This is a genomic window from Actinomyces naeslundii (genome assembly GCF_001956585.1).
Lineage (GTDB): Bacteria > Actinomycetota > Actinomycetes > Actinomycetales > Actinomycetaceae > Actinomyces > Actinomyces naeslundii.
The window spans coordinates 59,067-74,040 of the sequence record NZ_MSRR01000010.1 but is presented as its reverse complement, the minus strand read 5'-3'; the positions used below and the strand labels follow the sequence as shown (position 1 = coordinate 74,040).

At 71.2% G+C, this 14,974-nt stretch carries 12 protein-coding genes, 1 tRNA gene and 1 other RNA gene; 7 read left to right on the top strand and 7 right to left on the bottom strand.

Annotated elements, in window-relative coordinates; genetic code table 11:
• Positions 1-19: 19 nt before the first annotated feature.
• From BKH33_RS05915 to BKH33_RS05905, 3 genes are all read right to left on the bottom strand, one after another.
• Positions 20-493: a septum formation family protein gene (locus BKH33_RS05915; protein WP_003785082.1), complete on the bottom strand. Its 474-nt coding sequence runs from the start codon at positions 491-493 to the stop codon at positions 20-22.
• A 254-nt stretch (positions 494-747) separates the two neighbouring features.
• On the bottom strand, positions 748-1,377 hold the full coding sequence (locus tag BKH33_RS05910; RefSeq protein WP_043539836.1) for a septum formation family protein: 630 nt from the start codon (positions 1,375-1,377) through the stop codon (positions 748-750).
• Positions 1,378-1,613: 236 nt separating this feature from the next.
• Positions 1,614-1,701 (bottom strand) — tRNA-Ser (locus BKH33_RS05905).
• 265 nt (positions 1,702-1,966) lie between these two features.
• Between BKH33_RS05905 and ffs the strand changes: the two genes are divergently transcribed.
• Positions 1,967-2,061, top strand: an RNA gene (gene ffs / locus BKH33_RS05900) — signal recognition particle sRNA small type.
• A gap of 178 nt (positions 2,062-2,239) precedes the next feature.
• Here ffs and BKH33_RS05895 read toward each other — a convergent pair.
• On the bottom strand, positions 2,240-2,746 hold the full coding sequence (locus tag BKH33_RS05895) for a beta-class carbonic anhydrase (RefSeq protein WP_003785092.1): 507 nt from the start codon (positions 2,744-2,746) through the stop codon (positions 2,240-2,242).
• Between the two features lie 111 nt (positions 2,747-2,857).
• On the opposite strand from BKH33_RS05895, the gene BKH33_RS14080 reads away from it, so the two are divergent.
• The 4 genes from BKH33_RS14080 (at position 2,858) to BKH33_RS05875 (ending at position 8,980) form a co-directional block, all read left to right on the top strand.
• The gene (locus BKH33_RS14080) at positions 2,858-6,421 is read left to right on the top strand and encodes a DNA polymerase III subunit gamma and tau (RefSeq protein WP_076142639.1); all 3,564 of its coding nucleotides are present in this window, start codon (positions 2,858-2,860) and stop codon (positions 6,419-6,421) included.
• Between the two features lies 1 nt (position 6,422).
• The gene (gene recR / locus BKH33_RS05885) at positions 6,423-7,031 is read left to right on the top strand and encodes a recombination mediator RecR (protein ID WP_003785942.1); all 609 of its coding nucleotides are present in this window, start codon (positions 6,423-6,425) and stop codon (positions 7,029-7,031) included.
• A 183-nt stretch (positions 7,032-7,214) separates the two neighbouring features.
• Positions 7,215-8,123, top strand: coding sequence for an ABC transporter ATP-binding protein (locus BKH33_RS05880; RefSeq protein ID WP_043540034.1), 909 nt, complete (start codon positions 7,215-7,217; stop codon positions 8,121-8,123).
• Between the two features lie 62 nt (positions 8,124-8,185).
• Positions 8,186-8,980, top strand: a complete 795-nt coding sequence (locus BKH33_RS05875; RefSeq protein ID WP_003785939.1) for an ABC transporter permease — start codon at positions 8,186-8,188, stop codon at positions 8,978-8,980.
• 25 nt (positions 8,981-9,005) lie between these two features.
• On the opposite strand, the gene BKH33_RS05870 is transcribed toward BKH33_RS05875, so the two are convergent.
• Both BKH33_RS05870 and BKH33_RS05865 read right to left on the bottom strand, forming a co-directional pair.
• Entirely contained in the window at positions 9,006-10,100 is a 1,095-nt protein-coding gene (locus tag BKH33_RS05870) for an ABC transporter permease (RefSeq protein ID WP_003785932.1), read from the bottom strand.
• Positions 10,097-11,041: an ABC transporter ATP-binding protein gene (locus tag BKH33_RS05865; RefSeq protein ID WP_003785930.1), complete on the bottom strand. Its 945-nt coding sequence runs from the start codon at positions 11,039-11,041 to the stop codon at positions 10,097-10,099. Before BKH33_RS05865 ends, BKH33_RS05870 begins: the two co-directional genes overlap by 4 nt.
• A 342-nt stretch (positions 11,042-11,383) precedes the next feature.
• Between BKH33_RS05865 and BKH33_RS05860 the strand changes: the two genes are divergently transcribed.
• Entirely contained in the window at positions 11,384-12,922 is a 1,539-nt protein-coding gene (locus tag BKH33_RS05860) for an aspartate kinase (protein WP_076069800.1), read from the top strand.
• The gene (locus tag BKH33_RS05855) at positions 12,919-13,998 is read left to right on the top strand and encodes an aspartate-semialdehyde dehydrogenase (protein ID WP_043539566.1); all 1,080 of its coding nucleotides are present in this window, start codon (positions 12,919-12,921) and stop codon (positions 13,996-13,998) included. Before BKH33_RS05860 ends, BKH33_RS05855 begins: the two co-directional genes overlap by 4 nt.
• Positions 13,999-14,125: 127 nt before the next feature.
• Here the strand turns inward: BKH33_RS05855 and BKH33_RS05850 are convergent, their stop codons facing one another.
• Positions 14,126-14,878 carry a potassium channel family protein gene (locus BKH33_RS05850; RefSeq protein WP_003784108.1) on the bottom strand — a complete coding sequence of 251 codons (753 nt, stop codon included), beginning with the start codon at positions 14,876-14,878 and terminating at the stop codon, positions 14,126-14,128.
• Between the last annotated feature and the right edge of the window lie 96 nt (positions 14,879-14,974).

Genomic DNA, 14,974 nt, shown 5'->3' with positions numbered 1-14,974 from the left:
CGCCGGCCTCGGTGAAGGACTACTTCTTGGAGCCCTTCGCTGATCCCTTGACCTCCGACCTGTTTCCCTGGCTGACCACGCAGCTGATCTTGCGGTCGCCCTTGGCCCAGGTGTCGGCGCTGGGGAAGAGGTACTCGATCTGATAGCTGGACTTGCCGGCTTCGACTCCGACGTACGCGGTGAAGTCCTCGCCCTGGCAGAAGCCCTCGCCCAGGGACTTGATCGAGTCCTCATTGGGGAGTCCTTTGACGTCCTCGCCGAACGTGGTCTGGGCAACGACCTCGTACGTGTGGGTCTTGGCGCAGTCGACGACTGTGACCTCACCGACCGGCTTGTCTCCGCCGGACTCCTTGCTCACGGTGTTGTAGCAGTTCCCGACCTCAAGATCCTTGGTGGCGGTGGAGGTGCCCGAGGAGAACAGGCTGCAGGAGGACAGCCCCATGACGAGGGTGGCGGCGACGGGGAGAGCGAGGAAGGTGGTCAGGCTGCGCATGTACCGAACGGTAACATTCGCTCTGGCGAGATTATGCCGGTTTTCCGCGAGATTCTGATTGCGGACGGGGGGGTGGCTAAAAAATCTGGGATAAGGACCGGGTGGCGACGTGAGACGGAGAGACGGATGGTCGCCACCCGGCCGGAGTGGGAGGCAGGCCGGATCGTGCCAAGAGGCTCAAGGGGTGAGCCGCTGCTGTCGCGCGGCAGCTTGTCTGCCGGTTGACCTCCGGTGTCCTGCTCGACGGGGACAGACTAGGAGTTCTTGATGGAATTGTTCAATGGGGAATCATCCGAGTTCTGGGCGAAGCAGGTGAACTCGTGATCGCCCTGGTCCCACGCAGGCTGCTTGGGAGTGAGAGCGGCCACCGCATAGTCCTCGGCCTTGGAGGATGACCCCACATAGGACTGGAGCAGCGGCTCGCAGACCGTGGCGATCTCCTCTGCGGTGTTCGAGTCGGCGTAGCTGGAGGCCTTGGACTGAGCCGTTCCAATCATCTCGTACTGATGCGGGGCGGAGCAGTCGACGACCTTCGCCTCGCTGGTGCCTGTCTCGCCGCCCCTGGTCTCGTCGACCATCTCGGCGACGCAGTCGCCGGTTTTGAGGTCGCCGATGGCGACGGTCTTGCCGTCGGCGCTGGCGCTGGAGCCGGCCTTGGATGAGGGGGCGTCCGAGGCGTCGTCGGAGTCCTTATCCTTGGAGTCCTTGCCCTTGGAGTCCTTGGAATCCTCATTGTCCTTCGAGGAGTCCGTTGAGTTGTCGCTGCTCGACGTTGAGGAGCCGGTGGGGGTGGTGCTCACCGCGTCCTCGTCACAGGCGCTGAGGCTCAGGGCGAGCAGGAGTGCGGTGGGCAGGGCGATAAGGGCGGGGGTTCTTGTGCGCATGCGGTAACCGTGGCAGGTGGTGCGCAGTGGCGTCCATGGGGAGAGGTACCACTTGGCCACGTGTCGGGGGTGGCTCAAGAGGAGACGGGGCTGGTCGAGGCTCGCTCCACCAGGTGCGGTACCAGTACCTGCTGGGTGGGCAGGTAGCGGTCCGCGGCGCGTCCCACTGCACGTTCCAGTGTCGTATCGGTAGGGGAGAAGCACAAAACCCCGGAATCGCGCGGATTCCGGGGTGGTGGCGGAGGATGGGGGATTCGAACCCCCGAGGGCTTGCACCCAACACGCTTTCCAAGCGTGCGCCATAGGCCACTAGGCGAATCCTCCAAGCGCTCCACGCGGCGACAACCACGTGCAACGAGAAAGGAATATATCGGACCGCCCATCTCCGGGGCCAGCCCGGGGCGGTGGGATCTGTCACGTGAGGCCGGTTTCGCTGCATCGGTCCCTGTATGGAAACACCGTGGGGCTCGAGGACGTACCTCCCAGGACAGTCCTCGAGCCCCACGGTGCGTCCTCGAACTCAGGCAGGGGCGGGTGGAACCGGTTGGGGGTCGGTTCGCAACCGGGGACCGGATCGGGTAGTCTCTCGCTCGGCCCCTCGTGCGGCGTCATCCAGCGAATCCCCCAGGACCGGAAGGTAGCAAGGGTAAGCAGGCTCTGGCGGGTGCGCGAGGGGTCCTGACGTGCCCGGGCGGAGGAGAGGTCGGCCTGCTGCGCTCACCGGCTTGTATCCGGCCTGTACTGCATGAGGGTGGGGGCGCACTGGCCAAGGGCTGTGCATACTGCACCAGCCCCCGCACCTCGGGGAGCGCACCCGACCTTCACCCAGTAGCACCCGCCCCTCGTGCAGTGCCCTCGCGGATCAGGCCCTGGTGGCGTCGACCTCCTCCAGGCGGCCGGTGGCCAGGTCCAGGACGAAGCCGCGCACGGCGTCAGTGCGTGGAATGAATGGTGAGGCCTTGATACGGGCGATCGACTGGCGCACGCTGCCGGCCAGGTCGGTGAAGGAGCCCGGCGCCCAGGCCGGCCGCACACCCGTCTCCTCCTCCAGGGCGCGGCAGAGCTCATCGTCGGTGAAGGAGAGCATGCCGCAGTCGGTGTGGTGGATGAGGATGATCTCCTCGGTGCCCAGGAGGTGCTGGCTGATCGCCAGGGAGCGGATCGTATCCTCGGTGACGATGCCGCCGGCGTTGCGGATGACATGGGCATTCCCCGGGGTGAGTCCCAGGACCGCGAAGACGTCCAGGCGCGAGTCCATGCAGGCGACGACGGCGACTTTCTGCGTTCCCTTGGCCGCCAGGCCGCCCAGAGCGCGGACCTCGGCCGAGTAGGCGCGGTGCCGGGCCAGGAGTGACTCGGTGACGGGCATGGTTCCTCCGTTTCTGCCGCCGACGACGGGTCAGTCCTCTCATCGTGCCAGATGGAACCCGACTCGCCCGGTGCCTCGCACGGGGTCGGCCCGGCCGATTAGGCTCGGCCCGTGACCACCGCTCTGTACCGCCGCTACCGCCCCGACACCTTCCAGGAGGTCATCGGGCAGGACCACGTCACCGCTCCGCTCATGGCGGCGCTGCGGGCCGACCGTGTCACCCACGCCTACCTCTTCTCCGGCCCCCGCGGCTGCGGCAAGACGACGTCGGCGCGCATCCTGGCCCGCTGCCTCAACTGCGCCCAGGCCCCCACCGACACCCCCTGCGGCACCTGTCCATCCTGCCGGGACCTGGCCACCGGCGGCCCCGGCAGCCTCGACGTCGTCGAGATCGACGCCGCCAGCCACAACGGCGTCGACGACGCCCGCGACCTGCGCGAGCGCGCCGCCTTCGCCCCGGCCCGCGACCGCTACAAGATCTTCATCCTCGACGAGGCCCACATGGTCACCGCGCAGGGCTTCAACGCGCTGCTCAAGCTCGTCGAGGAGCCGCCCGCGCACGTGAAGTTCATCTTCGCCACCACCGAGCCGGAGAAGGTCATCGGCACCATCCGCTCGCGCACCCACCACTACCCCTTCCGCCTCGTCCCGCCCGACGTCCTCGAGGGCTACCTGGGCCACCTGTGCCGGGCCGAGGGCGTCGAGATCGGCCCCGGCGTCTTCCCCCTCGTGGTGCGTGCCGGCGGCGGCTCCGTGCGCGACACCCTCTCCGTCATGGACCAGCTCATCGGTGGGGCGCACGACGGTGGCGTCGACTACCAGCGGGCCGTCGCCCTACTGGGCTACACCGACACCACCATGCTCGACCAGTGCGTCGACGCCATCGCGGCGGCCGACGGCGCCGGTGTCTTCCGGGTGGTCGACCGGGTCGTCTCCTCCGGGCACGATCCCCGTCGCTTCGTCGAGGACCTGCTGGCCCGGCTGCGCGACCTCCTCGTCATCGCCCTGGCCGGCTCCGAGGCCGGCGCAGCGCTCGGCTCTATGCCTCTCGATGAGCTCGAGCGCATGGACCTTCAGGCCCGCACCATGGGGGCCGCGGCCCTCTCGCGTGCCGCGGACACCACCGCCCAGGCGCTGACCGCCATGGTCGGCGCCACCTCCCCGCGCCTTCAGCTCGAGCTGCTCGTGGCCCGCCTGCTCATCCCGGCCGGCGGTGCTGCCAGGGCAGGTGGCGTCGCGGCCGCGGGAGGCCCGGCCGGACCGGCTGGGAGCGCCGGGCCGACGTCATCGCCCGCCCCCGGTGGTGCGGGCGCCGGTGCGCCTGGCAGTGCGCCCAGCGGCATGCCAGCCGGCTCCGGACGTGAGATGGCCGCCCAGATCGCTCGACAGGCCTCCGCGGACGCCGCCGGGCGGCGCGGGGGCCAGCAGCCCGAGAGTGCCGGAGGCGCTGGGGGAGCAGGGGCCGCAGCACCCGCCTCGGCCCCTCAGGATCCCCCGCCCGATGCCGGTTGGGGGGCGAGCTCGAACTCGGGAGGCTGGAGTGGGCCCGGTGGCGCCCCGGGAGGGGCGGCGTCGCCAGTGTCAGCATCAGCTCCGGCCGCGGTCTCGGCACCCACCGCGGGGCCGACGTCGGCTGCGCAGGCCCCACGGACCGGCCCCGCCGTCAGCTGGGACGGTCCGAATGACGGTGTCGCTTCCCAGGGGCCGGCAGGCTCCGCCGCCTCCGCCGCGCCCGGTGTCTCCGCGCCGTCGGCCGCTGCTGCCCCACGCTCCTCGCGACCTGCCGAGCAGTCCTCGCGCGGAACCGGTCCGACCAGCGCTCCGGCGGTCCCGAGCGCGCCGGCGGCACCTGCGGCCCAGGGGGGCGTCGGCGCCGCCGGCGGCCCGGGCGGGGCCGAGGCGGCCGATGCGGAGATGATCCGCACCCGCTGGGAGGAGGTTCTCGAGGCGGCCAAGCGCTCGCGGCGCGCGACCTGGGCGCTGGTCGGCCCCAACTCCCGGCCGGGCACCGTCTCCGGGGGCGTCCTCACCCTGCTGTTCACCGCGCCCGGCCTCGTGGGCGCCTTCGACAACGGCGGCCACGGCCCCATCTTCTCCGCGGCCCTTCACCAGGCCCTCGGCCTGCGCCTCGAGGTACGTGCCATCGTCGCCGGCGACGACGGGCCAGGTGGCCCCGGAGGTGGTCCTGGGGGACCGGGCGGACCTGGCGGTGGCCCCCAGGGACCTGCCGGCCACCTCGGTTCTCCTGGTGCGAGCGCTCCCGGCCATGACGTCGGTCACGGTGGATCGCAGGGATCCTACGGTGGCGCAGTGCCCGGGGCGGGGCCGAGCGGTCCTGCCCCGCAACCGGGATCCTTCGACTCGGCCGCGCAGGCACCGGCTGTGCAGGGTGCGGCAGCCGCACCGGCTCGGTCCGCCGATGAAGAGCCCGCTGACCGCGTCCAGGAGCACCGGCCCGCCTCCACCACCTGGGACGATGGCTCCCCGATTGCCGAGCCGCCCCCCGAGGACGACTGGGGTGGAGATCCCTACGCCGAGGACTCCGAGTACGTCGGTGCCGATGAGCCCACGGGTCCCGCTCAGCGCACCGATCCCGCCGGTCACCACGGCGCACCGGAGCCCGGCGGGCGGGACTCCATGACGTCTCCCGATCCGCACACGGCGTCTGCGGGTCCTGGGGCTTCCGAGTTCCAGGCGGTTTCCCCTGAACCTCCGGCGGTCCTTGCTTCCTCTGCGCCCCCGGCACCCGTAGCCCAGGCCGCCCCGACGGCGCCGGTGGCCCCCACGAATCCCGCCGATCCCGACGACGGCTGGGGGCCGGTCGCGATCCCCGGTGGAGGCTCGGCCCCGGCGCCCGTTCCCGCCTCCGGCAGCACCGACGCCGACGACGGCTGGGGACCGGTGGCCGTCCCCGGCGGAGGAACCGTGCCCACCCAGGCCGAGCCGGCCTCTACGCCGTCGGCCCCTGTGATCGGCGGTTCCCCTTCCTCGCCAGCACCCGCAGGCCCCGCGCCCGAGGCATCCTCCCCCTACGCAGCGCAAACCGCCTCCGGCTCTTATCCCAGTCCCACCAGTCCTCAGTCCGTGCCGGCCCCGACATCGGCTCCGGCGGCCTCGTCCTCTCCCGCGCAGTCACGTTCCGCTCCCGCCGCGCAGGCGCCCGATGAGGCGCCCCTGGCCACCGTCCACCGTCTGCGCGCCCTGCCGGAGATTCCCGGCGGGGCCGCATCGGCTCCGGCGGCGCCCCAGTCCTTCCAGCGGACTCCGTCCTCCCCGTCCCCGCAGGTGCCGGTCGCCAGCAGCGCGTCGGGGGCGCCCGGCGCCCCCGAGACCGCCGCCGGATCACCCGGCCTGGCCCCCGTCACCTGGGAGGGGACGTCGTCGAGCCCCTTCAGTCCGGGGCCGGCGCCCGAGGAGCCCAGCGCCTCGAGCGCCCCGCCCGAGGACGACGCCACCTGGGCGCCGTCGGGCATCGCGGGCTCGCGCCTGGCCGCCGCCATGGCCGCCGCCCGCGCCGCCGCCCAGGACACCGACACCGACTCCCTGGCCGACGACACCCCCAGCGAGGACGACCCCGACGCCGAGGACGCCGGCGTCGTCGGGCTGGAAGTCGTCAAACGGATCCTCGGCGCCCAGGTCATCGAAGAGGTCACCGTGACTCAGGAAGGACGCTGACATGCCCGCCGTCTACGAAGGCGCCGTCCAGGACCTCATCGACGAGTTCGGCGAGCTGCCCGGCATCGGCCCCAAGTCCGCCCAACGCATGGCCTTCCACGTGCTCGCCGCCGACTCGGCCGCCGTCGAGCGTCTCATCGAGGCCCTGCGCGCCGTCAAGGCCAAGGTCCGCTTCTGCGAGACCTGCGGCAACATCGCCGAGGCCCCGCAGTGCGCCATCTGCCGCGACCCCCGCCGCGACCAGCGCGTCATCTGCGTCGTCGAGGAGCCCAAGGACGTCGTCGCCATCGAGCGCACCCGCGAGTACCGGGGGCTCTACCACGTGCTCGGCGGCGCCATCGACCCCATCAACGGCGTCGGCCCCGACGACCTGCGTGTGCGCGAGCTCTTCAGCCGCCTGGGGACGGGCGAGGTCGAGGAGGTCATCCTGGCCACCGACCCCGACGTCGTCGGTGAGGCGACCGCCGCCTACCTCACCCGCATGCTGCGCACCATGGCCGTGCCCGTCTCCCGGCTCGCCTCCGGCCTGCCGGTGGGGGCGGACCTGGAGTACGCCGACGAGGTCACTCTCGGGCGGGCCTTCGAGGGCCGCCGCCGCGTCGAGGACTGATCTTCTTCACCGAGCCGGGCGGCTGAGAGGGCCAGGGGCGGGGCGAGGGAAATCAACCAAGACAGCAGGTAGTACTTGTAAAACAAGTTATACGGTGTGATCATAGGAGATGCGAGGACGCGCAGAGCCCTCCCTCCCGCTGAGGCGATCCACCTCGACGGACACCATCAACCAGGAGTCCCGATGAACGCCGTCACCTGCACCCACGTCACCCGTCGCTTCGGCAGCCTGACCGCCGTCGACGACATCAGCCTCCAGGTCTCCGATGGTGAGATCTTCGGCATCATCGGCCCCAACGGTGCCGGCAAGACCACGCTGCTGTCCAGCATCGAGGGCCTCGACGAGCCCACCTCCGGAGAGGTCACCGTTCTGGGCCTCCACCCCGTCAAGGACGCCGCCGAGCTCGCCCGCCGCACCGGCATCCAGCTCCAGCAGGCCGCACTCCTGCCTCGACTACGGGTCGGCGAGGCCCTGGAGCTCTTCTCCTCCTTCTACGACCATCCCGTGCCCTGGCGCCCGCTGCTGGAGCGCCTCGGCATCGCCTCCAAGGAGAAGACCGACGTCGCCCGGCTCTCCGGTGGGGAGCGCCAGCGTGTCTTCATCGCCCTGGCCCTGGTTCATGATCCCGAGCTGCTCTTCCTCGACGAGCTGACCACCGCCCTCGACCCGCAGGCGCGCCTGGCCATGTGGGACGTCGTGCGTGACATCCGCGAGCGCGGTAAGACGGTGGTCCTGACCACCCACTACATGGAGGAGGCCGAGGCCCTGTGCGACCGGGTCGCCGTCATCGACCGCGGGCGCCTCATCGCCCTTGATACGATCCCGGCCCTCATCGCGGCCCACGGAGGCCAGGCCACGCTCCGCCTCACCCTCAGCGCGCCGGCGCCTAGGACGCTGGCCGACGTCAAGGGAGTCACCTCCGTGCGGGCCGACGGCGCCGTGACCGTCGTCGGCGGTACGGGCGCCTTCGCCCAGGCGGTCCTGTCCCACCTGGCCCAGGCCGACGTCGTCGTGCAGGACATGGAGACCCACTCGCCGGGCCTGGAGGAGGTCTTCCTCAACCTCACCGGGCGCGCCCTCAGAGAAGCCTGACCGGCCCAGATCCGGCTGAGTAACCGCTACCGACAAACCGAGCGCCGAGAAGAGACACGACCATGCCGACTACGCCGACCATGCAGACCGCGCCGACCGCGCGCACCCGCCGAACCTTTGCGACCCTGCTCGTCATGCTGACCCGCTCGACCCTGCGCGAGCCCGTCGGCCTGTTCTTCACCCTCATCCTCGCCCCGCTGCTGGTGGCCGTTCTCGGGGTGCTCTTCGGCAATGACCCCAGTCCCCAGTTCGGGGGACGCGGCTTCATGGATGCCACGCTGCCCGCCTGCGCCTGCCTCGTGGTGGGGATGACCGGCATCATCATCCTGCCCACCAACCAGCTCCAGCTGCGCGAGAGCGGGGCCCTGACTCGTCTGCGGGCCACACCGCTGAGCCCGCGGGTCTTCGTGGCGGCCGACCTGACCGTCAACTTCCTCATCAGCATGGTGGGAATCGTCCTGGCACTGCTGGTGGGAGCCCTCGGCTTCGGGGTGCGGCTCCAAGGCAGTCCGTTGGCGGTCCTGGCCGCTGCGGCCCTGGGGCTGGTGGCCTTCCTGGCGCTGGGCTACATGTTGGCCGCCGTCTACCCCTCCTCGCGTGCGGCCACCGGCATCGGCAACGGGCTGTTCATCGTCATCATGATGACCTCCGGGGCCTTCGTCCCCCAGAGCCAGATCCCGCAGGGCGTCCAGCGCGTGGCCCGGTACTCGCCCTTCCACTACCTGGTCGACCTCCTCCAGGGGATGTGGGCCGGCCGGTCCTGGACGGACTACGGAACGGCGCTCGCGGTGCTCGTCGGCATGACGGTGATCTGCGGCCTGCTGGGGGCGAGGCTGTTCCGGTGGAAGACGGCCTGATGCCGCCCACGGCTCGATGAGGTGGTTAGGCCAGACGCACACCGCGCGGCAGCCTGCCGGCCGGCACGCGCAGGCGCCTGCTGGCCGTGATGACGCCGCCGGCCCCCAGAGCCGTGAGCGCCACCAGGCTCGCGGGCCAGAAGGCCAGGTGCCTTGCCACGGGGCCGTGGTCATCCGAGGAGGATGAGCTGGACGGGCCGTCGTAGGAGTCGTCCCGGTCCTCGCAACGGTTGTTGACGACCCGACTGGGCTGGGGGTTGCGCATCACGTCAACGCCCTGTCCGGTGAGGGACAGGAAGGAGTCCGGGGCGCCGAAGACGGCCGAGGCCGGTTGCAGCGGCGCGTGGGCGGTGGCGTCACCCAGGGCCACGAAGGGGTTGGGGGCCAGGATCCACCAGATCCGGTCGGTGCGGGTGACCTCATGGGTCTCAATCTCGGGTTCTGACCGGCAGACGATCTTGTCGTCGGTCGATTTGTCGTAGTCCACGTAGTAGGTCACCTCGGTCTGCGTGCCGGTGACCACGGAGGAGGCGATCGCCGTGGCCAGGGGCGTCCCGACGGTCAGGGCGGCCACCACGATGTAGGTCAGGACCGCCGAGGCCGAGGGGCGCGCCGTCAGGCTCGAGAAGCCCAGGCCGATAGCGCACACCGCGCCCAACGTGAAGACGAGAATGACCAGGTGGGCGACGAGCGCCTGCCAGTGCGAGCCGCCCGCCACCGTCAGGATGACGAGGAAGGGTACCGCCACGCCCAGGAAGGCGATTGCCGCGACCCAGGCGGCCAGCAGCTTGCCGACGACGATCTCCTGGCTGCGCAGCGCCGTGGCCTGCAGCAGCGCGAGGGTCGCGTCCGCCCGGTCTCCGTTGATCGACGTCGCTGACAGCGTGGGGGCGACGATGAGCCCGATCCCCAGGACGAAGCAGACGACGACGTCGTAGAGGGCCAGAAGGTACTCGTTGGATGTATCTCCGGGGCTCGCGGTCTCCACGGCGATCGCCAGCCCGCCGCACAGCAGGATGAGGACGGCCAGCCAGATTCCCAGCATGACGCGCCAGCGTGTGGCCCGCACCCGCTGGCGCAGCTCGAGCACCATGATGGTGCGGATACCGGTCCAGGTCATCGGCGTTCTCCTTCCAGGGCCAGGTAGGTCTCCTCCAGGGTTCCGGACAGCGGGGCGAAGGAGACGACCTCCACCCCGGCCTCGACGGCCTCGCGCAGCAGGTGGGCCGCGGCCGCGTCGTCGGCGACCGGGATGCGCAGCTGTCCGTCCCCCTCCGGCGTGACGGTCAGCTGCGCGGAGTGCGCCCACTCGCCCAGGCGTCCGGCGTCAAGGGCCCGCATCCGCCAGGTCCGGCGCACCGGGGCCGGGCGGACGGCGCCGTCGGGTCCCTCCGTCTCGGCCGGGACCTGGTCCGACGGTGAGGCGACGGCGGTTCCGCGCGACATGAAGACCACGCCGTCGACCATCTCCTCCATCTCGGACAGGATGTGGCTGGAGAGCAGGACCGTGGTGCCGCTCGCGGCCAGGTCGCGCAGCAGGACGCGTAGGTCGGCGCGCGAGCGCGGGTCCATGCCGGCGGCCGGCTCGTCCAGGAGCAGGACCTTGGGGTCGTGGATGAGGGCACGCGCCAGGCCCAGGCGCTGCTTCTGGCCGCGGGAGAGGACCCGGGCCGGCGTGCGCGCCAGCTCGTCGAGATGGACCAGGGTGAGCATCTCGACGGCGCGGGTGCGGGCGGCGTCGGCGTCCATCCCCTGGGCGGCGGCGAAGGTCAGGAGGATCTCGGTGCAGGTCAGGGAGTCCCAGGTGCCGAAGGCGTCGGGCATCCAGCCCACGGTGCGGTGGACCTCGCGCGACTGGGTGACCGGGTCCAGGCCGGCCACACGGATCGTCCCGGAGTCCGGCGCCAGCAGGGCCGCCAGCATGAGCAGCAGGGTGGTCTTGCCGGCGCCGTTGGGGCCGACCAGGCCGGTGACGGAGCCGCCGGGCACCGACATGTCCAGCTGGCGCACCGCCGGCGCCCGACCGAAGAAACGGGTGAGCTGAGAGACTTCAATGCTCATGCGAGCAGGTTACGTCGTCGGCCGGGGTTGGTGGGTCGAACTCGGGGACGACATGGGTGGCGGCGATGGGGTGCGCCCGAGTCCGCCCCAAACATCAACAAAAACTTCAAAAATGACGCGGCTCCGGGTTGTTTTTGAAGAATTTGTTGAAGTGTGGGCCGTGAGCCCACAGCCTCGTGATGTGTCGGCAACACGGCGCACCGTATGCTTGCCTCAGCCACGTCGTCGTGGGCGCCGCGCGGCGACGGCTCCAGACCCCGGAAGCCCCTGCCAGGACGCCCGCACCGGCGCGGAGCACCTGATGCTAGACACGCACTGATTCCAGGACCCGAGGAGCGCCACATGGCACTGGTCGTCCAGAAGTACGGCGGCTCGTCCGTCAGCGACGTCGACGCGATGCGACGCGTCGCCCGGCGCATCGTCGCCACCCGCCAGGCCGGCAACACGGTCGTCGTCGTTGTCTCCGCGATGGGGGACACGACCGACGAGCTCCTCGACCAGGCCGCAGCCCTGACCACCCACGCCCCCGCGCGCGAGATGGACATCCTGCTGTCCGCCGGTGAGCGCATCTCCATGGCCCTGCTCGCCATGGCCGTCACCGAGCTCGGCGTGCCGGCACAGGCCTACACCGGTGCCCAGGCCGGCGTCCTCACCGACTCCAAGTACGGCAAGGCCTCCATCGTCGGGGTGCTGCCCGAGCGCGTGGCCCGCTCCATCCAGACCGGCGCGGTCGCCATCGTCGCCGGCTTCCAGGGCATCAACGAGGTCGAGGACACCACCACCCTGGGACGCGGCGGCTCCGACACCACCGCCGTCGCCCTGGCCGCCGCCCTCAACGCCGACGTCTGCGAGATCTACACCGACGTCGACGGCCTGTTCACCGCCGACCCCCGCATCGTCCCCACCGCCAAGCGCATCGAGTCCCTCTCCAGCGAGGAGACCCTGGAGCTGGCCGCCCACGGCGCCAAGATCCTCCACCTGCGCGCCGTGGAGTACGCCCGCCGCTTCGGGGTACCGCTGCACGTGCGCTCCTCCTTCTCCGACAAGACCGGGACCTGGATCTACGACGGTCGCCGCGAGGGCGCCTTCGTGCCCTCGGTCGTGGCCGCCCAGCTCGACGACGTCGTCGCCGCCGACATCGCGACGCCGGGCAGCCCTGCGACGCCTGCCTCCCCGGCCAGCGCCGCCACTCCCGCCGACTCGGCGAGCCAGGGAGCCGCCCCCGTCGCCCCGGCCTCGCCCTCAGACCCCGCCGGACTCGACGACGGGCCCTCGGCCTCCGTCGTCGACACCGCGCACCGCAACGCCATCGCCGCGCGGGCCCAGGCCCGCCCCCGCCCGTCCGCCAAGGAGGACCACGTGGAAGCCCCCGTCATCTCCGGAATCGCCCACGACCGCAGCCAGGACAAGATCACGCTCGTGGGCGTGCCCGACGTCCCCGGCGCCGCTGCCCGCATCTTCGCGATCGTGGCCGGCACCGATGCCAACATCGACATGATCGTCCAGGACGTCTCCGCCGAGGGCACGGGCCTGACCAACATCTCCTTCACCTGCCCCGACGGCGACTCCGCCACCGCCCGCGCCGCCCTGGAGGGCGCCCGCGAGGAGCTGGGCTTCCGCAGCCTGCACTTCAACCCCGACATCGGCATCCTGTCCCTGGTGGGGGCCGGGATGCGCTCCAACCCGGGGGTCTCGGCGCGCCTGTTCGGCGCCCTGAGCGAGGCCGGGGTCAACATCCACATGATCTCCACCTCCGAGATCCGCATCTCGGTGGTGGTCGACGACGCCGCACTCGACGAGGCCGTGCGCGCCGTCCACTCCGCCTTCGGCCTCGACGCCCAGGCCGCCGAAGCGGTCGTCTACGGAGGGACCGGACGATGAGCAATCCCGTGAACACCTACACCGGAGTGGCCGACGGCGTCTCCGTCGCCGTCGTGGGGGCCACCGGCCAGGTCGGCCGCGTCATGCGCGCCATGCTGGCCGAGCGCGACTTCCCCGCCCGCTCGGTGCGCTTCTTCTCCTCGGCCCGCAGCGCCGGGACCGTCGTGGACTTCCGCGGCGCCCAGGTCGAGGTCGAGGACGTCGCCACCGCGGACCTGGCGGGTATCGACGTCGCCATCTTCTCCGCCGGGGGCGCCGCCTCGCGCGAGCACGCCCCCCGCTTCGCCGCGGCCGGGGCCGTCGTCGTCGACAACTCCTCGGCCTGGAGGAAGGACCCCGAGGTGCCGCTCGTGGTCAGCGAGGTCAACCCGCAGGCCCTGCGTGAGCGCCCCAAGGGCATCATCGCCAACCCCAACTGCACCACCATGGCGGCCATGCCCGCCCTCAAGGTGCTGCACGAGGAGGCCGGGCTCGTCCGCCTCATCGTCTCGACCTACCAGGCCGTCTCCGGCTCCGGGCGGGCCGGGGTGGCCGAGCTGGCCGGGCAGGTGCGCGCCGTCGTGAACGAGGACATGGAGGGCCTGGCCCTGGACGGGCGGGCCGTCGAGTTCCCCGCGCCGGAGGTCTACGTCGACACCATCGCCTTCAACGCCGTGGCCTGGGCCGGTGGCGACGCCGGCGACGGCTCCGGCGAGACCGATGAGGAGCAGAAGCTGCGCAACGAGTCCCGCAAGATCCTGGGGATCCCGGACCTGCTGGTCTCCGGGACCTGCGTGCGCATCCCGGTGTTCTCCGGCCACGGGCTCAGCGTCAACGCCGAGTTCGAGCGCGAGATCAGTGTCGAGCGAGCCCGCGAGCTGCTGGAGGCGGCGCCCGGCGTGACCTATCAGGACGTGCCCAGCCCTCTCAAGGGCGCCGGCCGCGATGGCACCTTCGTGGGGCGCCTGCGCGCCGACCAGGCCTTCGCGCCGGGCCATGGCCTGCAGTTCTTCGCCGTCGGGGACAACCTGCGCAAGGGCGCGGCCCTCAACGCCGTCGAGCTCGCCGAGCTGGTGGCCGCCGAGCTGCGGGGCTGAACAGTCTTTTTCCGCCGAGCCGGGCGTTTCTCGCGTGAGGCGACCGTTTTCGGTCGGGCTGCGCGAGAAATGCCCGGCTCGGCGTCTACGTGGCGGGCGACGACGACTCGGGCGACGGAGTGCTCCCTCATCGGTCCGAGTCGCGTTCCGCCAGAAGCCGGTCGATGCGCTCGCTGAGCTCGCCGACCTGTTGCTGCAGGGCCGCCACCTGTGCCTGCGTGGCGGCCTCCTGCTCGGCGTTCTCCTCCTCGACCAGCGAGACGATCCACGAGGCCAGGGTCGCTGTGACTACGCCGATGAGTGCCACCCCGCCGATCATGAGCAGCGCCGCGATGAAACGCCCCTCCGTGGAGACCGGGACGGCGTCGCCGTAGCCGATGGTGGTGATCGTCGTCAGCGCCCACCACAGGGCCTGGCCGAAGGTCCGGATCGAGGAGCCCGGCTCATGACGCTCCGCATCCAGCGTGGCCAACGCCGAGGTGAAGATCAGCAGCGAGGCGCTGCCGGCCGTGTACAGGGTGATGCGTCCACGCAGCGCGGTGCCGGCGCTGCGCTGCATGATGCTCACGAGTGTCACCAGGCGCAGGAGCCGCAGCGGTCGCAGGACCGGCAGGGCGATGACCGCCAGGTCGGGTAGGTGGTGGAAGAACCAGTGCCCCCGGTTCGGCGCCAGTGCCAGGCGGACAAGATAGTCGACACCGAACAGCGCCCACACGGCGTCGATCACCAGCTCGGCCGCGTTCTTGGCCCCGCCCTGTGCGTTGGTGAGCACCTCCCAGGCGTAGGCGCCCAGGAAGACGACGGCGGCGCCGGTCAGCGGCCACTCCGTGGCTCGCTCCCACGCCCGCAGCCGAGTGCCCGTGCTGTCTTCGATCGGCATGCTCCGATGGTAGACGGCGCTTGGGGCAGAACCGTGTCGCCCTCACCGGCGGGGCACCTTCTCGCCGACTGGTGCAGTCCGCGCGTACGGGGAGGT

What these genes read in the sequence shown, in the direction of transcription:
- BKH33_RS05915 (WP_003785082.1), bottom strand. Translation starts at nt 493, where the DNA reads ATGCGCAGCCTGACCACCTTCCTCGCTCTCCCCGTCGCCGCCACCCTC.
- BKH33_RS05910 (WP_043539836.1), bottom strand. Translation starts at nt 1,377, where the DNA reads ATGCGCACAAGAACCCCCGCCCTTATCGCCCTGCCCACCGCACTCCTG.
- BKH33_RS05895 (WP_003785092.1), bottom strand. Translation starts at nt 2,746, where the DNA reads ATGCCCGTCACCGAGTCACTCCTGGCCCGGCACCGCGCCTACTCGGCC.
- recR (WP_003785942.1), top strand. Translation starts at nt 6,423, where the DNA reads ATGCCCGCCGTCTACGAAGGCGCCGTCCAGGACCTCATCGACGAGTTC.
- BKH33_RS05880 (WP_043540034.1), top strand. Translation starts at nt 7,215, where the DNA reads ATGAACGCCGTCACCTGCACCCACGTCACCCGTCGCTTCGGCAGCCTG.
- BKH33_RS05875 (WP_003785939.1), top strand. Translation starts at nt 8,186, where the DNA reads ATGCCGACTACGCCGACCATGCAGACCGCGCCGACCGCGCGCACCCGC.
- BKH33_RS05870 (WP_003785932.1), bottom strand. Translation starts at nt 10,100, where the DNA reads ATGACCTGGACCGGTATCCGCACCATCATGGTGCTCGAGCTGCGCCAG.
- BKH33_RS05865 (WP_003785930.1), bottom strand. Translation starts at nt 11,041, where the DNA reads ATGAGCATTGAAGTCTCTCAGCTCACCCGTTTCTTCGGTCGGGCGCCG.
- BKH33_RS05860 (WP_076069800.1), top strand. Translation starts at nt 11,384, where the DNA reads ATGGCACTGGTCGTCCAGAAGTACGGCGGCTCGTCCGTCAGCGACGTC.
- BKH33_RS05855 (WP_043539566.1), top strand. Translation starts at nt 12,919, where the DNA reads ATGAGCAATCCCGTGAACACCTACACCGGAGTGGCCGACGGCGTCTCC.
- BKH33_RS05850 (WP_003784108.1), bottom strand. Translation starts at nt 14,878, where the DNA reads ATGCCGATCGAAGACAGCACGGGCACTCGGCTGCGGGCGTGGGAGCGA.